General features: G+C 65.7%; 12 protein-coding genes. 7 read left to right on the top strand and 5 right to left on the bottom strand.

Annotation, left to right across the window (positions count from 1 at the left end):
- Nucleotides 1-83 precede the first annotated feature (83 nt).
- From AC07WJ_RS28285 to AC07WJ_RS28275, 3 genes are all read left to right on the top strand, one after another.
- On the top strand, nucleotides 84-1,442 hold the full coding sequence (locus AC07WJ_RS28285; protein WP_494938038.1) for a flagellar hook protein FlgE: 1,359 nt from the start codon (nucleotides 84-86) through the stop codon (nucleotides 1,440-1,442).
- Nucleotides 1,443-1,514: 72 nt separating this feature from the next.
- On the top strand, nucleotides 1,515-3,416 hold the full coding sequence (gene flgK, locus AC07WJ_RS28280; RefSeq protein WP_494938037.1) for a flagellar hook-associated protein FlgK: 1,902 nt from the start codon (nucleotides 1,515-1,517) through the stop codon (nucleotides 3,414-3,416).
- A gap of 10 nt (nucleotides 3,417-3,426) precedes the next feature.
- On the top strand, nucleotides 3,427-5,013 hold the full coding sequence (locus AC07WJ_RS28275) for a flagellin family protein (protein WP_494938036.1): 1,587 nt from the start codon (nucleotides 3,427-3,429) through the stop codon (nucleotides 5,011-5,013).
- 257 nt (nucleotides 5,014-5,270) lie between these two features.
- On the opposite strand, the gene flaF is transcribed toward AC07WJ_RS28275, so the two are convergent.
- The 4 genes from flaF to AC07WJ_RS28255 all read right to left on the bottom strand — a co-directional run bounded on the left by flaF (nucleotide 5,271) and on the right by AC07WJ_RS28255 (nucleotide 8,351).
- Complete coding sequence (flaF, locus tag AC07WJ_RS28270) at nucleotides 5,271-5,642, bottom strand: flagellar biosynthesis regulator FlaF (RefSeq protein ID WP_494938035.1); 372 nt, start codon at nucleotides 5,640-5,642, stop codon at nucleotides 5,271-5,273.
- Nucleotides 5,605-6,018, bottom strand: coding sequence for a flagellar biosynthesis repressor FlbT (flbT, locus tag AC07WJ_RS28265; protein WP_494938034.1), 414 nt, complete (start codon nucleotides 6,016-6,018; stop codon nucleotides 5,605-5,607). The genes flaF and flbT overlap by 38 nt, the downstream gene beginning before the upstream one ends.
- Before the next feature lie 163 nt (nucleotides 6,019-6,181).
- Nucleotides 6,182-7,408, bottom strand: a complete 1,227-nt coding sequence (locus AC07WJ_RS28260) for a flagellin N-terminal helical domain-containing protein (protein WP_494938033.1) — start codon at nucleotides 7,406-7,408, stop codon at nucleotides 6,182-6,184.
- 523 nt (nucleotides 7,409-7,931) lie between these two features.
- The gene (locus AC07WJ_RS28255) at nucleotides 7,932-8,351 is read right to left on the bottom strand and encodes a hypothetical protein (RefSeq protein ID WP_494938032.1); all 420 of its coding nucleotides are present in this window, start codon (nucleotides 8,349-8,351) and stop codon (nucleotides 7,932-7,934) included.
- Between the two features lie 276 nt (nucleotides 8,352-8,627).
- On the opposite strand from AC07WJ_RS28255, the gene AC07WJ_RS28250 reads away from it, so the two are divergent.
- The 4 genes from AC07WJ_RS28250 to AC07WJ_RS28235 all read left to right on the top strand — a co-directional run bounded on the left by AC07WJ_RS28250 (nucleotide 8,628) and on the right by AC07WJ_RS28235 (nucleotide 15,310).
- Nucleotides 8,628-10,151: a flagellin N-terminal helical domain-containing protein gene (locus tag AC07WJ_RS28250; RefSeq protein ID WP_494938031.1), complete on the top strand. Its 1,524-nt coding sequence runs from the start codon at nucleotides 8,628-8,630 to the stop codon at nucleotides 10,149-10,151.
- A 703-nt stretch (nucleotides 10,152-10,854) separates the two neighbouring features.
- The gene (locus AC07WJ_RS28245) at nucleotides 10,855-12,741 is read left to right on the top strand and encodes a flagellin N-terminal helical domain-containing protein (protein WP_494938030.1); all 1,887 of its coding nucleotides are present in this window, start codon (nucleotides 10,855-10,857) and stop codon (nucleotides 12,739-12,741) included.
- A 708-nt stretch (nucleotides 12,742-13,449) separates the two neighbouring features.
- On the top strand, nucleotides 13,450-13,659 hold the full coding sequence (locus AC07WJ_RS28240; protein ID WP_494938029.1) for a hypothetical protein: 210 nt from the start codon (nucleotides 13,450-13,452) through the stop codon (nucleotides 13,657-13,659).
- Nucleotides 13,660-13,870: 211 nt separating this feature from the next.
- Nucleotides 13,871-15,310 carry a flagellin N-terminal helical domain-containing protein gene (locus tag AC07WJ_RS28235; RefSeq protein ID WP_494938213.1) on the top strand — a complete coding sequence of 480 codons (1,440 nt, stop codon included), beginning with the start codon at nucleotides 13,871-13,873 and terminating at the stop codon, nucleotides 15,308-15,310.
- Nucleotides 15,311-15,409: 99 nt separating this feature from the next.
- Here AC07WJ_RS28235 and AC07WJ_RS28230 read toward each other — a convergent pair whose 3' ends face one another.
- The gene (locus tag AC07WJ_RS28230; RefSeq protein WP_494938028.1) at nucleotides 15,410-15,856 is read right to left on the bottom strand and encodes a flagellar protein FlaG; all 447 of its coding nucleotides are present in this window, start codon (nucleotides 15,854-15,856) and stop codon (nucleotides 15,410-15,412) included.
- Between the last annotated feature and the right edge of the window lie 122 nt (nucleotides 15,857-15,978).

Genomic DNA, 15,978 nt, shown 5'->3' with positions numbered 1-15,978 from the left:
ATGGCCGCTGCAAAGCCCTGGCCGAGGGCGGTGCCGACGCATCGCGCGATTGTATCGGCCGTTCGGCCCGGGGGAGGAATGTCATGGGTATCTTCGGCGCGCTGACGACGGCGGTCAGCGGTCTCTCGGCGCAGTCCTATGCGCTTGAAAATATCTCCGGCAATATCGCCAATTCGCAGACGACGGGCTTCAAGCGGATCGATACCAGCTTCGTCGACCTGATCCCCGACGGCGCGCCGAAACGCGAGGTTTCCGGTTCGGTCACCGCCCAGTCGCGCTCGACCAACACGATCCAGGGCCAGGTCACGGCGAGCGGCGTCAACACCAACCTGGCGGTCAATGGCAGCGGCTATTTCATCGTCCAGCAGTCGACCGGTTCGCTCGACGGCAAGCCGGTCTTCGCCAATGTCAATTATTACACCCGGCGCGGCGACTTCACCGTCGACAGCAACGGCTACATGGTCAATGGCGCCGGCTACTACCTGCGCGGCCTGAAGCTCGACCCGACCACCGGCAACCCTTCGGGCAGTTCGCCGAGCGCGATCCAGATCACCAATGACGTGATCCCGGCCAAGGCGACGTCGTCGATCATCTATCGCGCCAGCCTGCCGACCGTGCCGGCGACGGCCCGCGCATCCGCCTCGGTCCCCGGCAGCGAGCTGATCGACCCGGGCCTGGCTCCCGGCGCGGCCGCCTATACGTCGGCCAGCGACGCCGCCAAATTCGTCGCCTCCTCGGTCTCCGGCGGATCGATCACCGCCTATGATCCGCTCGGCAATCCGGTCAACGTCCAGGTGCGCTGGGCCAAGACCGCCAATGCCTCGGCCGGCCCGCCGGCGGTGCAGGACACCTGGAGCGCCTATTACCAGTCCAATTCCGGCTCCGGCACGGAGGCCTGGACCCGGATCGGCAGCGATTTCACCTTCAATACCGGGCAGATGACCGCGCCGACCGCCCCGCCGACGATCAACAACCTGACGGTCAACGGCGTCAATGTCGGCAACGTCAAGCTCGATATCGGCACCAACGGCATTTCCCAATATGCCCGCACCGACGGCACCGTTCAGGTCACCACGATCGACCAGAACGGCTATGCCGCGGGCAAGCTCGCCAGCATCTCGATCACCGATACCGGCCGGGTGCGCGGCAACTATACCAACGGCCAGGCGATCGACCTGTTCCAGGTGCCGCTCGCCACGTTCCAGGGTGAGAACAACCTGAAGCGCATGGATGGCGGCGCCTTCGCCGAGACCGCCGAGTCGGGATCGCCGATCCTCGGCGGCGGCGGCAAGATCGTCTCGGGCAGTCTCGAGGGCTCGAATGTCGATATCTCCGAGGAGTTCACCAAGCTGATCGTGACGCAGCAGGCCTATGCCGCGAACACGCGCATCGTGACCACCTCGAACTCCATGCTCCAGGAAACCATCAACATGATCCGCTGAGCGCGGATGGCCTCGGCATCGTGATCCGCCCACGGGCGGATCCTGACATCAGGCGTCAAGGAGTGACGGGACATGGCCCTCACGAGTGCCCTCAGCAACGCGCTGTCCGGATTGCGGTTCACCTCGACCGCGATGAGCCTGACCAGCGCCAACGTCGCCAATGCCGGCAACTCGACCTATACGCGCAAGACGATCGATCCCGTAGCCCTGCTGTCGGGCGATCAGATCGGCGGCGTGCAGGCGGGCAGTGTCCGGCGCGAATTCGACGCCTTCGTGCAGCGCCAGCTGATCACCGAGCGCTCCAACGGCATGTATGCCTCGACCCGGGCGAGCTTCTACGGCCGGCTGGACGAGGCTTTCGGCGCGCCCGGCTCGGCGCGCGCGCTCGACACGGTGATGAACAATTTCTCCACCGCGTTCCAGACCCTGCAGACCTCGCCGGAAAGCGCCACCGCGCGCTCCGGCGTGATCAACTCCGCGACCGTCCTGACCCAGACGCTGCGTTCGCTGACCAACACGGTCCAGGGCATGCGCCAGGATGCCGAACAGGGGCTCGCCGACGCGACCAAGACGCTGAACGGGCTGCTCTCCAACCTGCAGTCGATGAACGAGACGCTGCGCGTCACCGGCCCGTCGGATGCCTCGCGCGCCGGCCTGCTGGACCAGCGCGACGCGCTGGTCGACCAGATCTCGCAATATGTCGACGTGCGCGTCTCCTACGACTCCAATGACGGCGTCCAGCTCTATGGCGGCAACGGCTTCGTGCTGCTCAGCGGCACCACGCCGACCCTGAGCTTCGACAGCCGCGGCCTGATCGGCGCGGCCAACCAGTATGATACCGACCCGGCCAAGCGGACGGTCGGCACCATCACCGCCAATATCGGCGGATCGACCGTCGACCTGATCGCCCAGGGCGTGTTCAAATCCGGCAAGATCGGCGCGCTGGTCGAGCTGCGCGACAAGTCGCTGGTGGCGGCGCAGGACCAGCTCGACCAGATCGCCGCCGGCCTTGCCCAGGCGCTCGGGACATCGTCGAGCTCGACGCCGGCAACGGTTGCCGGGCCCGGCCCGACCACCGGCTTCGACACGCCGCTGGGACCGGGCCTGTCCGATGGCGACAGCGTGACGGTCGAGGCGACCGTCAACGGGGTGAAGCAGAAGTTCACCTTCAAGCGCGTCGACGACACCACGGTGCCGATGACCGATACGATGACCGCGGACCCGAACGACAAGGTCCTGCGGTTGACCGGCAATTCCGCGGCGGGCCACGCCAGCCAGATCCAGTCGGCGATCGACGCCTGGGCGGCCAGCGCCGGGGCGCCGGCCGGTGCCTTCTCGGTGTCGGTCTCGGGCGGCAATCTGCGGGTGCTGGCCGACCCGACGGTGACCGGCGGCGCCTCGGTCAGCCAGGCGACCGCCAATGTCACGGCGCAGACGATCAATGGCGGCACGCCGGCCTTGCCCTTCTTCACCGACAATACCGCGCCGGGCGGCCTCTATACCGACAAGATCACCGCCTCGGGCTCGCAGATCACCGGGCTTGCCGGCCGGCTCGACATCAATGCCGCGCTGAAAGCCGATCCGAGCGGCCTGGTGGTGATGCAGACCAGCCCGCGGACGATGGATTCGGACGCCACCCGGCCGAACTTCCTGAGCAAGGCACTGACCAGCGCGACGCGCTATTTCTCGCCCGAGGCCGGCGTCGGCTCGGCCGGGGCGCCGTACCAGGGCTCGCTCTTGTCCTATACCCGCACCGTCATCTCGAGCCAGAGCGATCAGGCCGATACCGCCAAGCAGCTCAATGACGGCCAGCAGGTGGTGCTGAACCAGCTGCAGGCGCGCTACGACGCCAGTTCCGCCGTCAATATCGACACCGAGATGTCGATGCTCATCCAGCTCCAGACCGCCTATGGCGCCAATGCGCGCGTCATGTCCGCGGTCAAGGAGATGTTCGATATCCTCCGGCAGATGTGAGGACTGATCCATGGCCATCCGTACTTCCGGCATAGTCCCGGGCTTCGCCGGCGCCGATTTCCTGCAGATGAAGAACCAGCTCGTCGACCTGCAGCGCCAGCTCGGGTCCGGCAAGCGATCGGAGACCTATGGCGGGCTCGGCTCGGACCGCTCGCTGGCGCTGAGCGTCCAGGGCTCGCGCGCGCAGATCGCCTCCTATCAGCAGAATATCTCGCTGGTGCAGACCCGTATCAGCATCATGAACACCGCGCTGACCGGCATGCAGAAGTCGGTCGCCAGCACCAAGACGGCGCTGCTGTCGGTCGATTTCACGCTGGCCTCGGGGCAGACCGTCGGCCAGCTGACCGCCAGCAACGGGCTGGACGCCGTCATCGGCATGCTCAACAGCGACGATGGCGGGCGCTACCTGTTCGGCGGCCGCCAGACCGGCACGCCGCCGGTGCTGGAGCGCGACGACATCATGGCCGGGCAGGGCACCAAGGACGGCTTCAAGAAGGCGCTGCTCGAGCGCATGCAGGCCGATCTCGGTTCGTCGTCGTCCTCGCCCGAGCGCGACGCCGGCGCGACCGGCCGGCTGACCTTGTCGGGTGCGGCGGCCAGCCCGATCACGCTGGCCGAGGACGGCACCCATCCGTTCGGCCTGAAGATCGACAATGTCTCGGGTTCGGTCGGCGGCACCGCCGCGACGGTGACCGCCGGGCCGCCGGCCTCGCTGTCGATCGCCGCGTCGGGAACCAGTAACGCCCAGGCCGGCGAGAACATGACCATCGGCTTCAAGCTGCCCGATGGCTCGACCGAGCGGATCACGCTCACCGCGGTGGCGGCGGATGCCACGACGGTGGCGCCCGGCCAGTTCCGTATCGGCGCCAGCCAGACCGAGACGCTCGCCAATATGCGCGGCGCGCTGGGCGACCGGCTGTCCAACCTGGTCTCGACCAGCCTCGCCGCGGCTTCGGCGACCGAAGCCGGCGAGGATTTCTTCAAGGGCGAGACCAATCCGGCGGCGCTGGCCGGCCCGCCGGCGGTCGATCCCGGCGTCGCCAAACGGCTGGTGCCGGGCGCGTCCGGGACCATGGCGGATGCGGTCGCCTTCGACACCCCTGCCAATGCCGAGAACCGGACGGTGCGCTGGTATCAGGGCGACCGGGTGTCGACCGACGCCCGCGCCACCGCCGCGGCCCAGGTCGACAGCGCCGTGTCGATCAGCTACGGCGCGCGCGCCGACGAGGAGGCGCTGCGGGCGACCGTGCAGAACCTGGCGGTGGCGAGCGCGGTCACCTTCCAGAACGGCGATACCCAGGCCAAGGACCGCTACCAGGCCCTGGCCTCGCGCGTGTCGAGCGGATTGTCGGGCGTCGGCGCCGCGCAGACCATCACCTCGATCCAGGTCGAGATCGCCTCGGCCAATTCCAACGCCGACGCGGCCAAGGCGCGGCACAAGGATTCCGACGCCATGCTCACCGACCTGCTGGCGGGCGTGACCGGGGTCACCAACGAGACGGTCGCGGCCCAGATCATGGCCCTGCAGACGATGATGCAGGCGAGCTACCAGACCAGCTCGATGCTGTCGAAGCTGACGCTGGTCAATTACATGTAGGCGAATGGCGAATGGCGAATGGCGAATGGCGAGTAGGGCATGCAGCCCGCCGCGCGCAGCAAACCCTATCCCAAAGGGAGAGGGTGGCGCCGTCAGGCGCCGGGTGAGGGGCGTAGGCGCTGAGAACCGATCCCCACGCTCGTGGCGCATGTCGCCTCATCCGGAAATGGACGACCCCTCTCCCTTTGGGAGAAGGTTGATCGGCGCGCTCGGCGCTTCATCCCTATTCGCTATTCACTATTCGCTATTCGCGCCACTCACCCGCGGCCGGCGAGGCCCGCGGCGATGTTGCGGTTGATCGAGACCAGCACGTTGAGCTTTTCGGGGGCGGGCTCGATTTCCATCTCGAGGCAGCGGTTCAGGATGAACATGCCGAGATTGGCGATATTGTTCTTGATCTCGAGCGGCAGCGGATTTTCCGCGCGCGTCGCCGATGTGGTCAGGAGCGTCCAGAGCTTGCGGTTGAAGTTGAGCGCGTGGCTCATTTCGCCGTGCGCGCCCGGCCATTGGTCCTTCACCGCCTGAATACGGGCCGCGGCCTTCAGAAGCAGGCTTGCTTCCAGCTCGCGCGGGTTGGCCGTTGCGGTGATCCTAGCCGTCGACGCGTACGCCGCTGCTCCGTGATGCATGATTGAGCAGAGTCCCTTCGTACTCGATCAGGCCCTTGGTGGCCTTCAGGGCTTTGTATAGCGAACCGGTTAATATGTGATTGTTGATTTCGCTAATGTATGGATGCGTCGAGGGCGCCGCCTCGAGCACGTCCTTGACCATCTCGAAATACATCTCGTGATGCTTGATCGGGTCGCGCGACAGATACATCAGCTGGACGACCAGATAGATCTTCCTGCACGGCGTGTCGGCCGCCTCCATGGTCATCACGTCTTTTTCGCGCAGGATCGGCGCCTCGCCCTCGATGGTCAGGCGCGTGCGCTGGTCGTCGTTGGTGATGACGCTGTCGCCGAGAATGAATTTCTCGCCGGCTTTCAGTTCCACCTTGAGCGCCATGAGGCCTCTCCGTGTGCGATTCGAAACAAGGCAAGAGCTTATCACAAGCGCAGCGGCGGCGGCGTGCAGCGCAGCCCTGACGGTCGGCGCGGTGAACGAGACCTGAAAACGACCGCGGCGGGGCGAGGCCCCGCCGTCCGGATCGCCTGAAGGCGGCGATGTCTCAGCCGAACAGGCGCAGCACGCCCTGGTCGGCCTGGTTGGCCAGCGACAGCGCCTGGGTCGACAATTGCTGGCGGGTCTGCAGCGCCAGCATGTTGGCGCCTTCCTCGTTCATGTCGGCGAGGGTGAGGTTGTCGGCGCCGGTCTTCAGCGTGTTGGCCAGGTCCTGGGTAAACTTCTGGCGGATCTGCACCAGCGCCAGGTTGGAACCGAAGGCGCTCGACTGGGCCCTCAGCTTGTTCATCGCGAAGGTCAGGTCGTTGAGCGCGTCGTTGATGTCCTTGTCGGTCTGCAGATTGTTCGAGGCCGGCTTGATCGCCAGGTCCTTGGTGGTCGACAGGCGCGCGCCGGTAATGGTCAGCGACGAGGTCTGCTTCTCGTTGAACATGGCCTGCAGCGTGTCGCCGTCGAGCAGGTTGACGCCGTTATAGCCGGCATCCTTGGACAACTGGTCGATCTGGCGGCGCAGCTCGCCGAACTGCACGGAGATGTCGGTGCGGGTCGGGTTGACCGTGCCGGCCGGCAGGCTGGAATTGGTCGCGTCGAAGCCGAGATTGCGCAGCGCCACGGCGGTGTCGTCGGTGGTGATCGACAGCGGCTGGGTTCCCACCGCCTCGATCAGCAGGCGGCCGTCCGGCGTCAGCGACGCCTTGGCGTCGGCGCCGGCGGCGCTGCCGAGCGTCACGCCGGTGCCGACCGCGGCGGCGGTGCTGGCGGTGTTGTTGTTGACCGCATCCATCAGGTCCTGGACCGTGGTGCCGGCGGCGACCGTCAGGGTGGTCGTCCGGTTGGTGCCGGTGGTCAGGGTGAGCACCTTGCCGACGGTGAAGCCGGCATTGGTGAGCGGGGTCGAGCCGGTCAGCGCCGTCGGCGTGCCGGAGGTGTCCTTCGGCGTCAGGCCGTTGAGGCGCGCCAGCGTCGAGGCCGAGCCCTGCGCCTGGCGGGCGATGGCCTGCATGTTGGTGACCACCTTGATGATCGCCGTGATGCCGTTGTCGGCCGCCTGCAGGGTCTGCACCGCGTTGCCGATGCCGTCGAGCAGGTTGGTGATGTCGGCGGCGCGGCCGTTGAGCTGGCTCGCCGAGAAGAAGTTGCCGGGATTGTCGAGCGCCGAATTGACCCGCTTGCCGGTCGACAGGCGGTTCTGCGTCTGATCGCGGAGCCCGGCCGTATCGATCAGCGACAGCAGGTTGCTGCGAATGCCTTTCGACAGAACGATGTCGCTCATCAGATGCCCCCGGTCGAGGCGCGGCGAATCTGTCGCGCGCCATTCGCAGGGCACTCTTACCTGTTAACCTTACCGAATGGTTAATTCCTTGGTCGGGGCGGAAAAAGCGGCGCGAATAGAATGGCTTAAGTGACGAGCCTGTGGCCGTGGCGACACGGCAGGAGTTAACCGGCAGGAATTGCCGGGTGGCAGGAAAGGCCGATGGAAGGGGGCGGGGTTTGGACCGTTCCGTCGGGCGCGGGCGGTGGCACCGGCAGGGAGCCTCGGATCGACCCTCTCCCAAAGGGAGAGGGTGGCGCCGTCAGGCGCCGGGTGAGGGGCGTAGGCGCGCAGAACTGATCGGGATGTGCGTCGCGCATACCGCCCTGTCCTGAAATGGACGACCCCTCACCCGGGTCCTCCGGACCCACCCTCTCCCTTTGGGAGAGGGTTGATTCCGTTGCGCTTTTTCGGTGTGCGAGCGGGCCGGCGCAACGCGCGTCAAATGCATTCCGGCGCGCCTGAGCTTGGCCGCGCGTCGGCCTCAGGCGATCATATTGACCTTGGCGCCGGCCTTGGCCTCGGCTTCCTTGGCCTGGCGGGTCTTGATGATCTGGGCCATCAGGTTTTCCTGGGCGATGGCGTCGTTGGTCTTGCCGCCGGTGACCGCGTTCTGCAGCGCCTCCTCGGGAGAAGCGCCGAGGCCCCCGCCGAACAGCGCGTTGGCGTCGGCGGCGCCCGTGGTGGTCGATGCGCCCCCGAGCATGGACACCAGCGAGCCGTCGCCGCCGGTGGCGCCGGCCAGCACCGAGATGACCGAATTGCTCTCGCCCGACAGCGAGTTGATCAATGCGTTGTTGGTGGTCAGCGAGTCGCCGATCGCCGAGGCGCGCTTGGAGCTCCATACCTGCGATTGCTGGTAGGGCGAGAGGTCGTAGAAGCCGCTCGAGCCGATCACGGACATGATGGGATCTCCTGCGCCGCTGCCGGCCGAAGCCCGCAATCTAATGCGGTCGAGCTTAAGCCTTGGTTATCGGAATAGGTCCCCGCGCGGGCGCGCGTTTTTCCTAAGATGATCATCAAGGCGAGGGCGGCGGCGGCCCGGAAGGCGGTTTTTGCCCCGCATTGGAGCGCAACAATACATCTCCGGTTAACCACGCAGATTAACGCGCCCTTAGAATTCTGCCCGCGATAAAACGGACGCTCTCAAGAACGAGGGCAATTCGGTCCCATGGAGGGAATGACTATGGCTATTACGCTTTCAGCCGGCGTGCGCTCGAACCTGCTCAATCTGCAGAACACCGCCGACGCCAAGAACCTGACCCAGACCCGTCTCTCGACCGGCAAGAAGGTCAACTCCGCTCTCGACAATCCGTCCAACTTCTTCACCGCTGCCTCGCTCTCCTCGCGTGCCAGCGATCTGTCGAACCTGCTCGACGGCATGGCGAACGGCATTCAGACGATCCAGGCGGCCAATAACGGCCTGACCTCGATCACCACCACCCTGCAGTCGATGCAGTCGACGCTGAACCAGGCGCGCCAGGACAAGTCGTTCCAGACCCAGTCCTACGACATCGATGCCGCCACCATCGGCACGACCGCGGTGAAGAACCTCAACCTGTCGGGCGGTTCGATCGGACCGGCTGGCGGCGCGGGTGTCGATATCGCTTTGAATACCACGAGCACTGCGGCGACGTCGGCGACGCTGACGGGTACCGGTGGTTTTACGGCGACCAACACGCTGGGCGGTACTCCGGCCGCGATCACGATTCAGGCCTCTGGCCTCAATGGTGGCACTGCGGTGTCCGTCGGCACGCTTGTGGCTGGTGACTCGGCTGCCCAGGCGGCGACCAAGATCAATGCGGCACTCACCGCAGCGACGGGCGGCAATGCAGGCATCACGGCGGACGGTACGAGCGGTCAGCTGGTGTTTACCAGCACGTCGGGCAACAATGTGACGTTGGGCGGCGACTCGGCTACGTTGACCAGCGCAGGCTTCGGCACGACCAATCGCGCCTCGACCAACGGTGTCCTCGCGACCACGGGCGCCGTGAAGACCGTCGACCAGCTCGTGACCTCGATCAACACCAACACCTCGCTCACCGGCAAGGTCACGGCGTCGAACGACAACGGCAAACTGCGCATCCAGAACCTGTCGACCGCGGACCTGACCACCAAGGGCGCCGGCGGCGGCAAGATCGACGGTGTCGTCGGCTCGACCAGCACGGTTGCCGGCAACAGCGTGCGTACCTCGCTCGCCAAGCAGTTCAACGACCTTCGCGACCAGATCACGAAGTTCGGCGACGACGCTTCTTTCAACGGCGTCAACCTGCTGCGCGGCGACAACCTGAAGCTGACGCTCAACGAAACCGGCACCAGCTTCATCAACGTCCAGACCAAGGACAAGTCGGGCAACGCGACGTCGATCGACAACACGTTCCTGAAGACCGACACGGTGACCGCCGCCGAGTTCGACAGCGACACGACGATCGACACCAAGCTCGACACCATCAAGGACGCGCTGTCCTCGATCCGTTCGGCTTCGTCGTCGCTGGGCAGCCAGCTGTCTTCGGTGCAGGCCCGCAAGGACTTCACCAAGAACATGATCAACACGCTGCAGGTCGGTTCCGACAACCTGACGCTGGCCGACACCAACGAGGAAGGCGCGAACCTTCTGGCGCTCAACACCCGCCAGTCGCTCCAGACCACCTCGCTGTCGTTCGCTTCGCAGGCCGATCAGGCGGTTCTCCAGTTCCTGCGCTGAGTTTCAGCTACGACCTCCAACTTCAGACGGCGGCGCCCCAGGCGCCGCCGTTTCTTTATGAGGCGAGGACCGGCGCCAGGCGCCGCGGCGCGATCCGTCCCAGCTGCGCCTATGTGGTGGAGCGCGCCCCATCCGCGTCGGTGAGGTCTGCTGCCCTGCGACCTGTATTCCGCCTCCCTTGCGCGTTGCTTGAGCCGCGCACTTCACGCGTTGCCTCATCGCTTTCCTTGGCGCAGGACGCCCTGGCCTCGCTGCGAAGGGCAGGGGCATCGCGGCATCGTGACGGGATGGTCCATCGAAACCATGCCGGGCGCAGGCCGTCACAGCCATCGCCAACGCGACATGGCGCCCAGCGATCATGCGGTGTGACACGGGGTTTGCGTGGTGCTCGGCAGTGGCACGCCGGACGGATTTAGAGCGATGCTCGCGAAAGGTGTGATAAATAAGAAAAGCAGCCAATAGTGTATCACAGGCCTTAATGCCGAGGGGGGCTTGTCGCCGAAACCGGAGATGCACCTCGGCAATGCCATGTCCCGCTTGCCTTTTCGCGTGGCGGTCAGGGGCATGGCGCGCACGCGGGGCGGTTGCAGGAATTTCCGAGGGATACCTTTCGCAGAGCATGATTAACGCTACGTTAGAAACTGCCCTGCGATAGGTCGGATGCTCTCAAGAACGAGAGCGTCATCCCACGAAGGGTAGCATTGTGGCCATTACGCTTTCCGCGGGCGTGCGTTCGAACCTGCTCAATCTGCAGAACACCGCCGACGCCAAGAACCTGACCCAGACCCGTCTCTCGACCGGCAAGAAGGTCAATTCCGCTCTCGACAATCCATCCAATTTCTTCACCGCGGCGTCACTGTCGTCGCGCGCCAGCGACCTGTCGAACCTGCTCGACGGCATGGCGAACGGCATTCAGACGATCCAGGCGGCCAATAACGGCCTGACCTCGATCACCACCACCCTGCAGTCCATGCAGTCGACGCTGAACCAGGCGCGCCAGGACAAGTCGTTCCAGACCCAGTCCTACGACATCGATGCGACCGCCATCGGCACGACCACGGCCAAGACGCTGAACCTTTCGGGCGGTTCGATTGGTGCCGCCGGCGGCGCGGGCGTCAACGTCGCGCTGAACACCATCGGCTCCGCCGGCACTTCGGCGACGCAGGCCAAGGCGATCTCGACGGCTGCCTATGTCGCTCCCACCGCGGGGACGTCGCCGACGCTCACCGCCGGCGCGGCTTTCACCACGCTGGACCTCGGCGATGCCGATGAAACCTACAGCTTCGATGTCACGATCGGCGCAGGCGCGCCGATTTCGATCAATCTCAGTTCGGCCAACGATACCAATGGCGGCAACAACCTCGATCTGGGCGAGGTGGTCACCGCGATCAACGCGCAGCTCGACCTGGCCGCCGGTGGGACCAGCGACGTCAGGGCCTCCAACAATGGCGGCAGGCTCGAGTTCGGCTATGCCACCAATCCGCAAACGGGCGTCGCCGCGACGATCGCCGTCGGCAATTTCGCCAATGGCGGTACGTCGCCGGCGCCGACCACCAATTTCGGCTTCGGCGCCTCGGCCTCGGCCTCGGGCACCGCGGGCTCGAGCTACGCATTCTCGATCAATGGTACCGCGATCACGCTCACAGGCGCTGCCAGCACCGGTGCGGCCGCCGCGACCTCGATCCAGTCGCAGCTGACCAGCGCCGGCGTCACCAATGTGACGGCCTCCTGGAACGCCGGCACCAGCCGTCTCGAAATCAGCGGCGCGGCCGATGGAACCAATAACGTGTCGATCACCGGTGCCGATGCCGGCACGGTTTTCGGTTCAGGTGTCAGCTCCACCGGCACTGCCGCTGTCCCCGGCGCGGGCAGCAGCGTCAAGACCGTCGACCAGCTGGTCTCCGACATCAACGGCATGACCAGCCTTCAGGGCAAGGTCACGGCCTCGAACGACAACGGCAAGCTGCGCATCCAGAACCTGTCGACCCAGGACATGGTCACCAAGGGCGCCGGCAACGGCAAGCTCGACGGTGTCGTCGGTTCCACCAGCACGGTCGTCGGCAACAGCGTGCGGACCTCGCTCGCCAAGCAGTTCAACGACCTGCGCGACCAGATCACCAAGTTCGGCGACGACGCTTCCTTCAACGGCGTCAACCTGCTGCGCGGCGACAACCTGAAGCTGACGCTCAACGAAACCGGCACCAGCTTCATCAACGTCCAGACCAAGGACAAGTCGGGCAATGCGACGTCGATCGACAACACGTTCCTGAAGACCGACACGGTGAGCGCCGTCGAGTTCGACAGCGACACGACGATCGACGCCAAGCTCGACACCATCAAGGACGCCCTGTCCTCGATCCGTTCGGCTTCGTCGTCGCTGGGCAGCCAATTGTCCTCGGTGCAGGCCCGCAAGGACTTCACCAAGAACATGATCAACACGCTGCAGGTCGGCTCCGACAACCTGACGCTGGCCGACACCAACGAGGAAGGCGCGAACCTCCTGGCGCTCAACACCCGCCAGTCGCTGCAGACCACCTCGCTGTCCTTCGCCTCGCAAGCCGACCAGGCGGTGCTGCAGTTCCTGCGCTGAGTTTCAGCCGGGACCTCCGACGTCGGACGGCGGCGCCACAAGCGCCGCCGTTTCCTTATGCAAGGTCTGATGAAGCATCGCCTGTCGCGCGATGTCTCCAGCGAAGTGGATGAGGAATTCACCGCTCATTAGGTCATGCATCGTAATGTGACAGCGGGTTCTCGAGAACGAGACGCCCGAATTTCCCAGGAAGGGAAAGCATCGTGGCCCCGGATATTATCCTGTCGGTCGCCTTTGGCTCGGCTCCGCGTAGCCTGCAGAGCACGGCCGACGCCAAGACCCTGGTCCGGACGCGGCAGCCGGCCGGCAAGACGGTCAATTCAGCTTTCGACAATCCCCCGAATTTCCTCGCCGCCGCGCCACTGTCGTCGCGAGCCGGCGACCAGTCGAACCAGCTCGCCGACATGGCCAGCGGCATGCGGGCACTGCAGGTGGCCGATGGCGGCCTGATGCCGATCGCGGCGGCGCCGGATCGGGCATGCCATGCCCCGTCGTTGCCGGTGCGGTCGCGCGACAGGCCGGGTTTCGCCGCAGGCCGGGCAGGGGCTTTCGGGCATCGTCGCTTCAGGACCGGCCGGACGGGGCGATCGACGTCGGCCTCATCCGGGCGGCCGGCGCCGCCGCCATCCCGGCTTCGCGGCGATCGACGACGGTGCGGAGCCATCACGGGCATCCCGTCCTCGATCCGCCCGGCTCGCGCCTTGCCCGATGGCCGGATCGTCGCCGGTGCAGGTCCGCCGGGACTTCGCCGGGACCATGATCGGTGCGCGTCAGGTTGGCGCCGGCAGCCCGGCATTCGCCGATACCAACGAGGAGGGAGCGCACCTGCTGGCGCCCGACACCCGCCAGCCGTCGCAGGCCACGCCGCTGTCGTTCGCCGCGCGGGCGGGCCTGGCGGTGCCACGTTTCTCGCGCTGAGCCCTTGAGGGGCCGGCGCTGAATTTTCCGACGGTGGCAGGCTTTGCCGCCGTCTTTCGGGCCGTTTCCCGGCCGCGCGCGACCCCCTCGGCGCGCGGGGTGCGGAGCATTGAAAAAAATCGGCAGGGTTAACGCGTCGTTAGGAGGCGCCCGCTAGGTTGGCCATGGCTCTCAAGAAAGAGAGCTGCACTGTCCCATGAAGGGAAACATGATGGCCAGCATTACGCTTTCCGCCGGCGTTCGCTCGAACCTGCTCAACCTGCAGGGCACCGCCGAGCTCAAGAACGTTGTCCAGACCCGCCTGTCGACCGGCAAGAAGGTCAATTCGGCGCTCGACAACCCGACCAATTTCTTCACCGCCTCGTCTTTGTCGTCGCGCGCCAGCGACCTGTCGAACCTGCTCGACGGCATGGCCAACGGCATCCAGACCATCCAGGCGGCCAATAACGGCCTCTCCTCGATCACCACGACGCTGCAGTCGATGCAGTCGACGCTCAACCAGGCGCGCCAGGACAAGTCGTTCCAGACCCAGTCCTACGACATCGACACGCTGGCGATCGGCACGGGCACGGCCAAGAACCTGAACCTGTCGGGCGGCCAGATCGGGCCTGCCGGGGGCCCCGGCATCGACGTCAAGCTGCAGAGCCTGACCCAGACCGGCAATGCCAATGCGGCTGTCACGGCCGGCACGGCCGGCGATATCGACGTGACCATCGGCGGCGTGACCAAGACCGTCACGCTCGCCAATGGCGACGACATCACCGCCCAGATCGGCAAGATCAACACGGCTTTCGGCAGCGCGGTGGCGACCAACAACAGCGGCAAGATCGCGTTGACCGATGCGAGCGGCGTCGCCGCCACCGTCGTCGACCACGCCGGCAATGCCAATGGCACCGCCAATGCCGTGTTCGGCGCGACGCCGGTGGCGAGCTACACGCCGAAATCGGTCGACCAGCTGGTCGCCTCGATCAACGGCAATACGTCGCTGGCCGGCAAGGTCGTCGCCTCCAACGACAATGGCAAGCTGCGCATCCAGAACCTGTCGACCCAGGACATGACGGTGAAGGGGGCCGGCAACGGCAAGGTCGACGGCGCCGTCGGCTCGACCAGCACGGTCGTCGGCAACAGCGTGCGCACGTCGCTGTCCAAGCAGTTCAACGACCTGCGCGACCAGATCACCAAGTTCGGCGACGACGCTTCCTTCAACGGCGTCAACCTGCTGCGCGGCGACAACCTGAAACTGACGCTGAACGAGACCGGCTCGAGCTTCATCAATGTCCAGACCAAGGACAAGGCCGGCAACGCCACCGCGATCGACAATGCCTTCTTCAACATCTCCAACACCCTGGCGAGCGATCTCGACAGCGACGCCTCGATCGATGCCCGCCTCGACATCGTCAAGGATGCGCTCGCCTCGATCCGCGCGGTCTCGTCCTCGCTCGGCAGCCAGCTCTCCTCGGTGCAGACCCGCAAGGACTTCACCAAGAGCATGATCAACACGCTGCAGGTCGGTTCCGACAACCTGACGCTGGCCGATACCAACGAGGAAGGTGCCAACCTTCTGGCGCTCAACACCCGCCAGTCGCTGCAGACCACCTCGCTGTCGTTTGCCTCGCAGGCGGACCAGGCAGTGCTGCAGTTCCTGAAGTAAGGCCGGGGGTAGGGGAGTGGGACTTGGGCGGCGGCGTCTCAGGGCGCCGCCGTTTTCAGATGGGGGGCAGCAGGCTCCGCGCGGGCGACCCCGCGGCTCTCACGCGACCTTTTCGACCCTGACGTGCTCGGTCTCGCTCGATGCTTGCTGGTCGCTCTTGCGCTGCATTTCGCGGGCATAGGTGCGCAGCTTGAGGATCATCTCGTCGGGATATTGGTTGATCACCTTGCCGGTGTCGGTATCGACGGTGCGATAGACCAGGGTGCCGGCGTCGTCATCCTTGTCGATGCGGTTCTGCAGGGATTCGCGGATGCTGTCGGCAATGCGCTGCATGCGCGCCCTGCGATCGGCGAGGGTGCGCTCGTCGCGCGCCGCGCCGTCGCCCGAGCGGCGGTCGTCGGTGCTCGAAGCCGTGCCGGTGGAGGCCGGCTGCGCCACGCGCAGGCTCGGCGGCAGTTCGGTGCGCACCGCCTCGCGGTACAGCGCCGTTTCCGGCCGCCCGAGATATCCTGATCCGACGGCCGGCCGTGAGGACGCGATGTCCATGGCCCATGCTCCCTAAGGGAAAGCCGAACAAGCAGGCCTTCCGTAGCGGGACCGTAGCGCAGTGCCTCTGAATCTTGCGTAATGACTTATAGTAAAGATCGGCGATAATTTTCGTTAAAATC

The organism is Phreatobacter sp. GW821-FHT04C01, from assembly GCF_059420385.1.
Note: the sequence above shows the minus strand (reverse complement) of the source record. Positions and strands in the feature narration are given on the sequence as shown.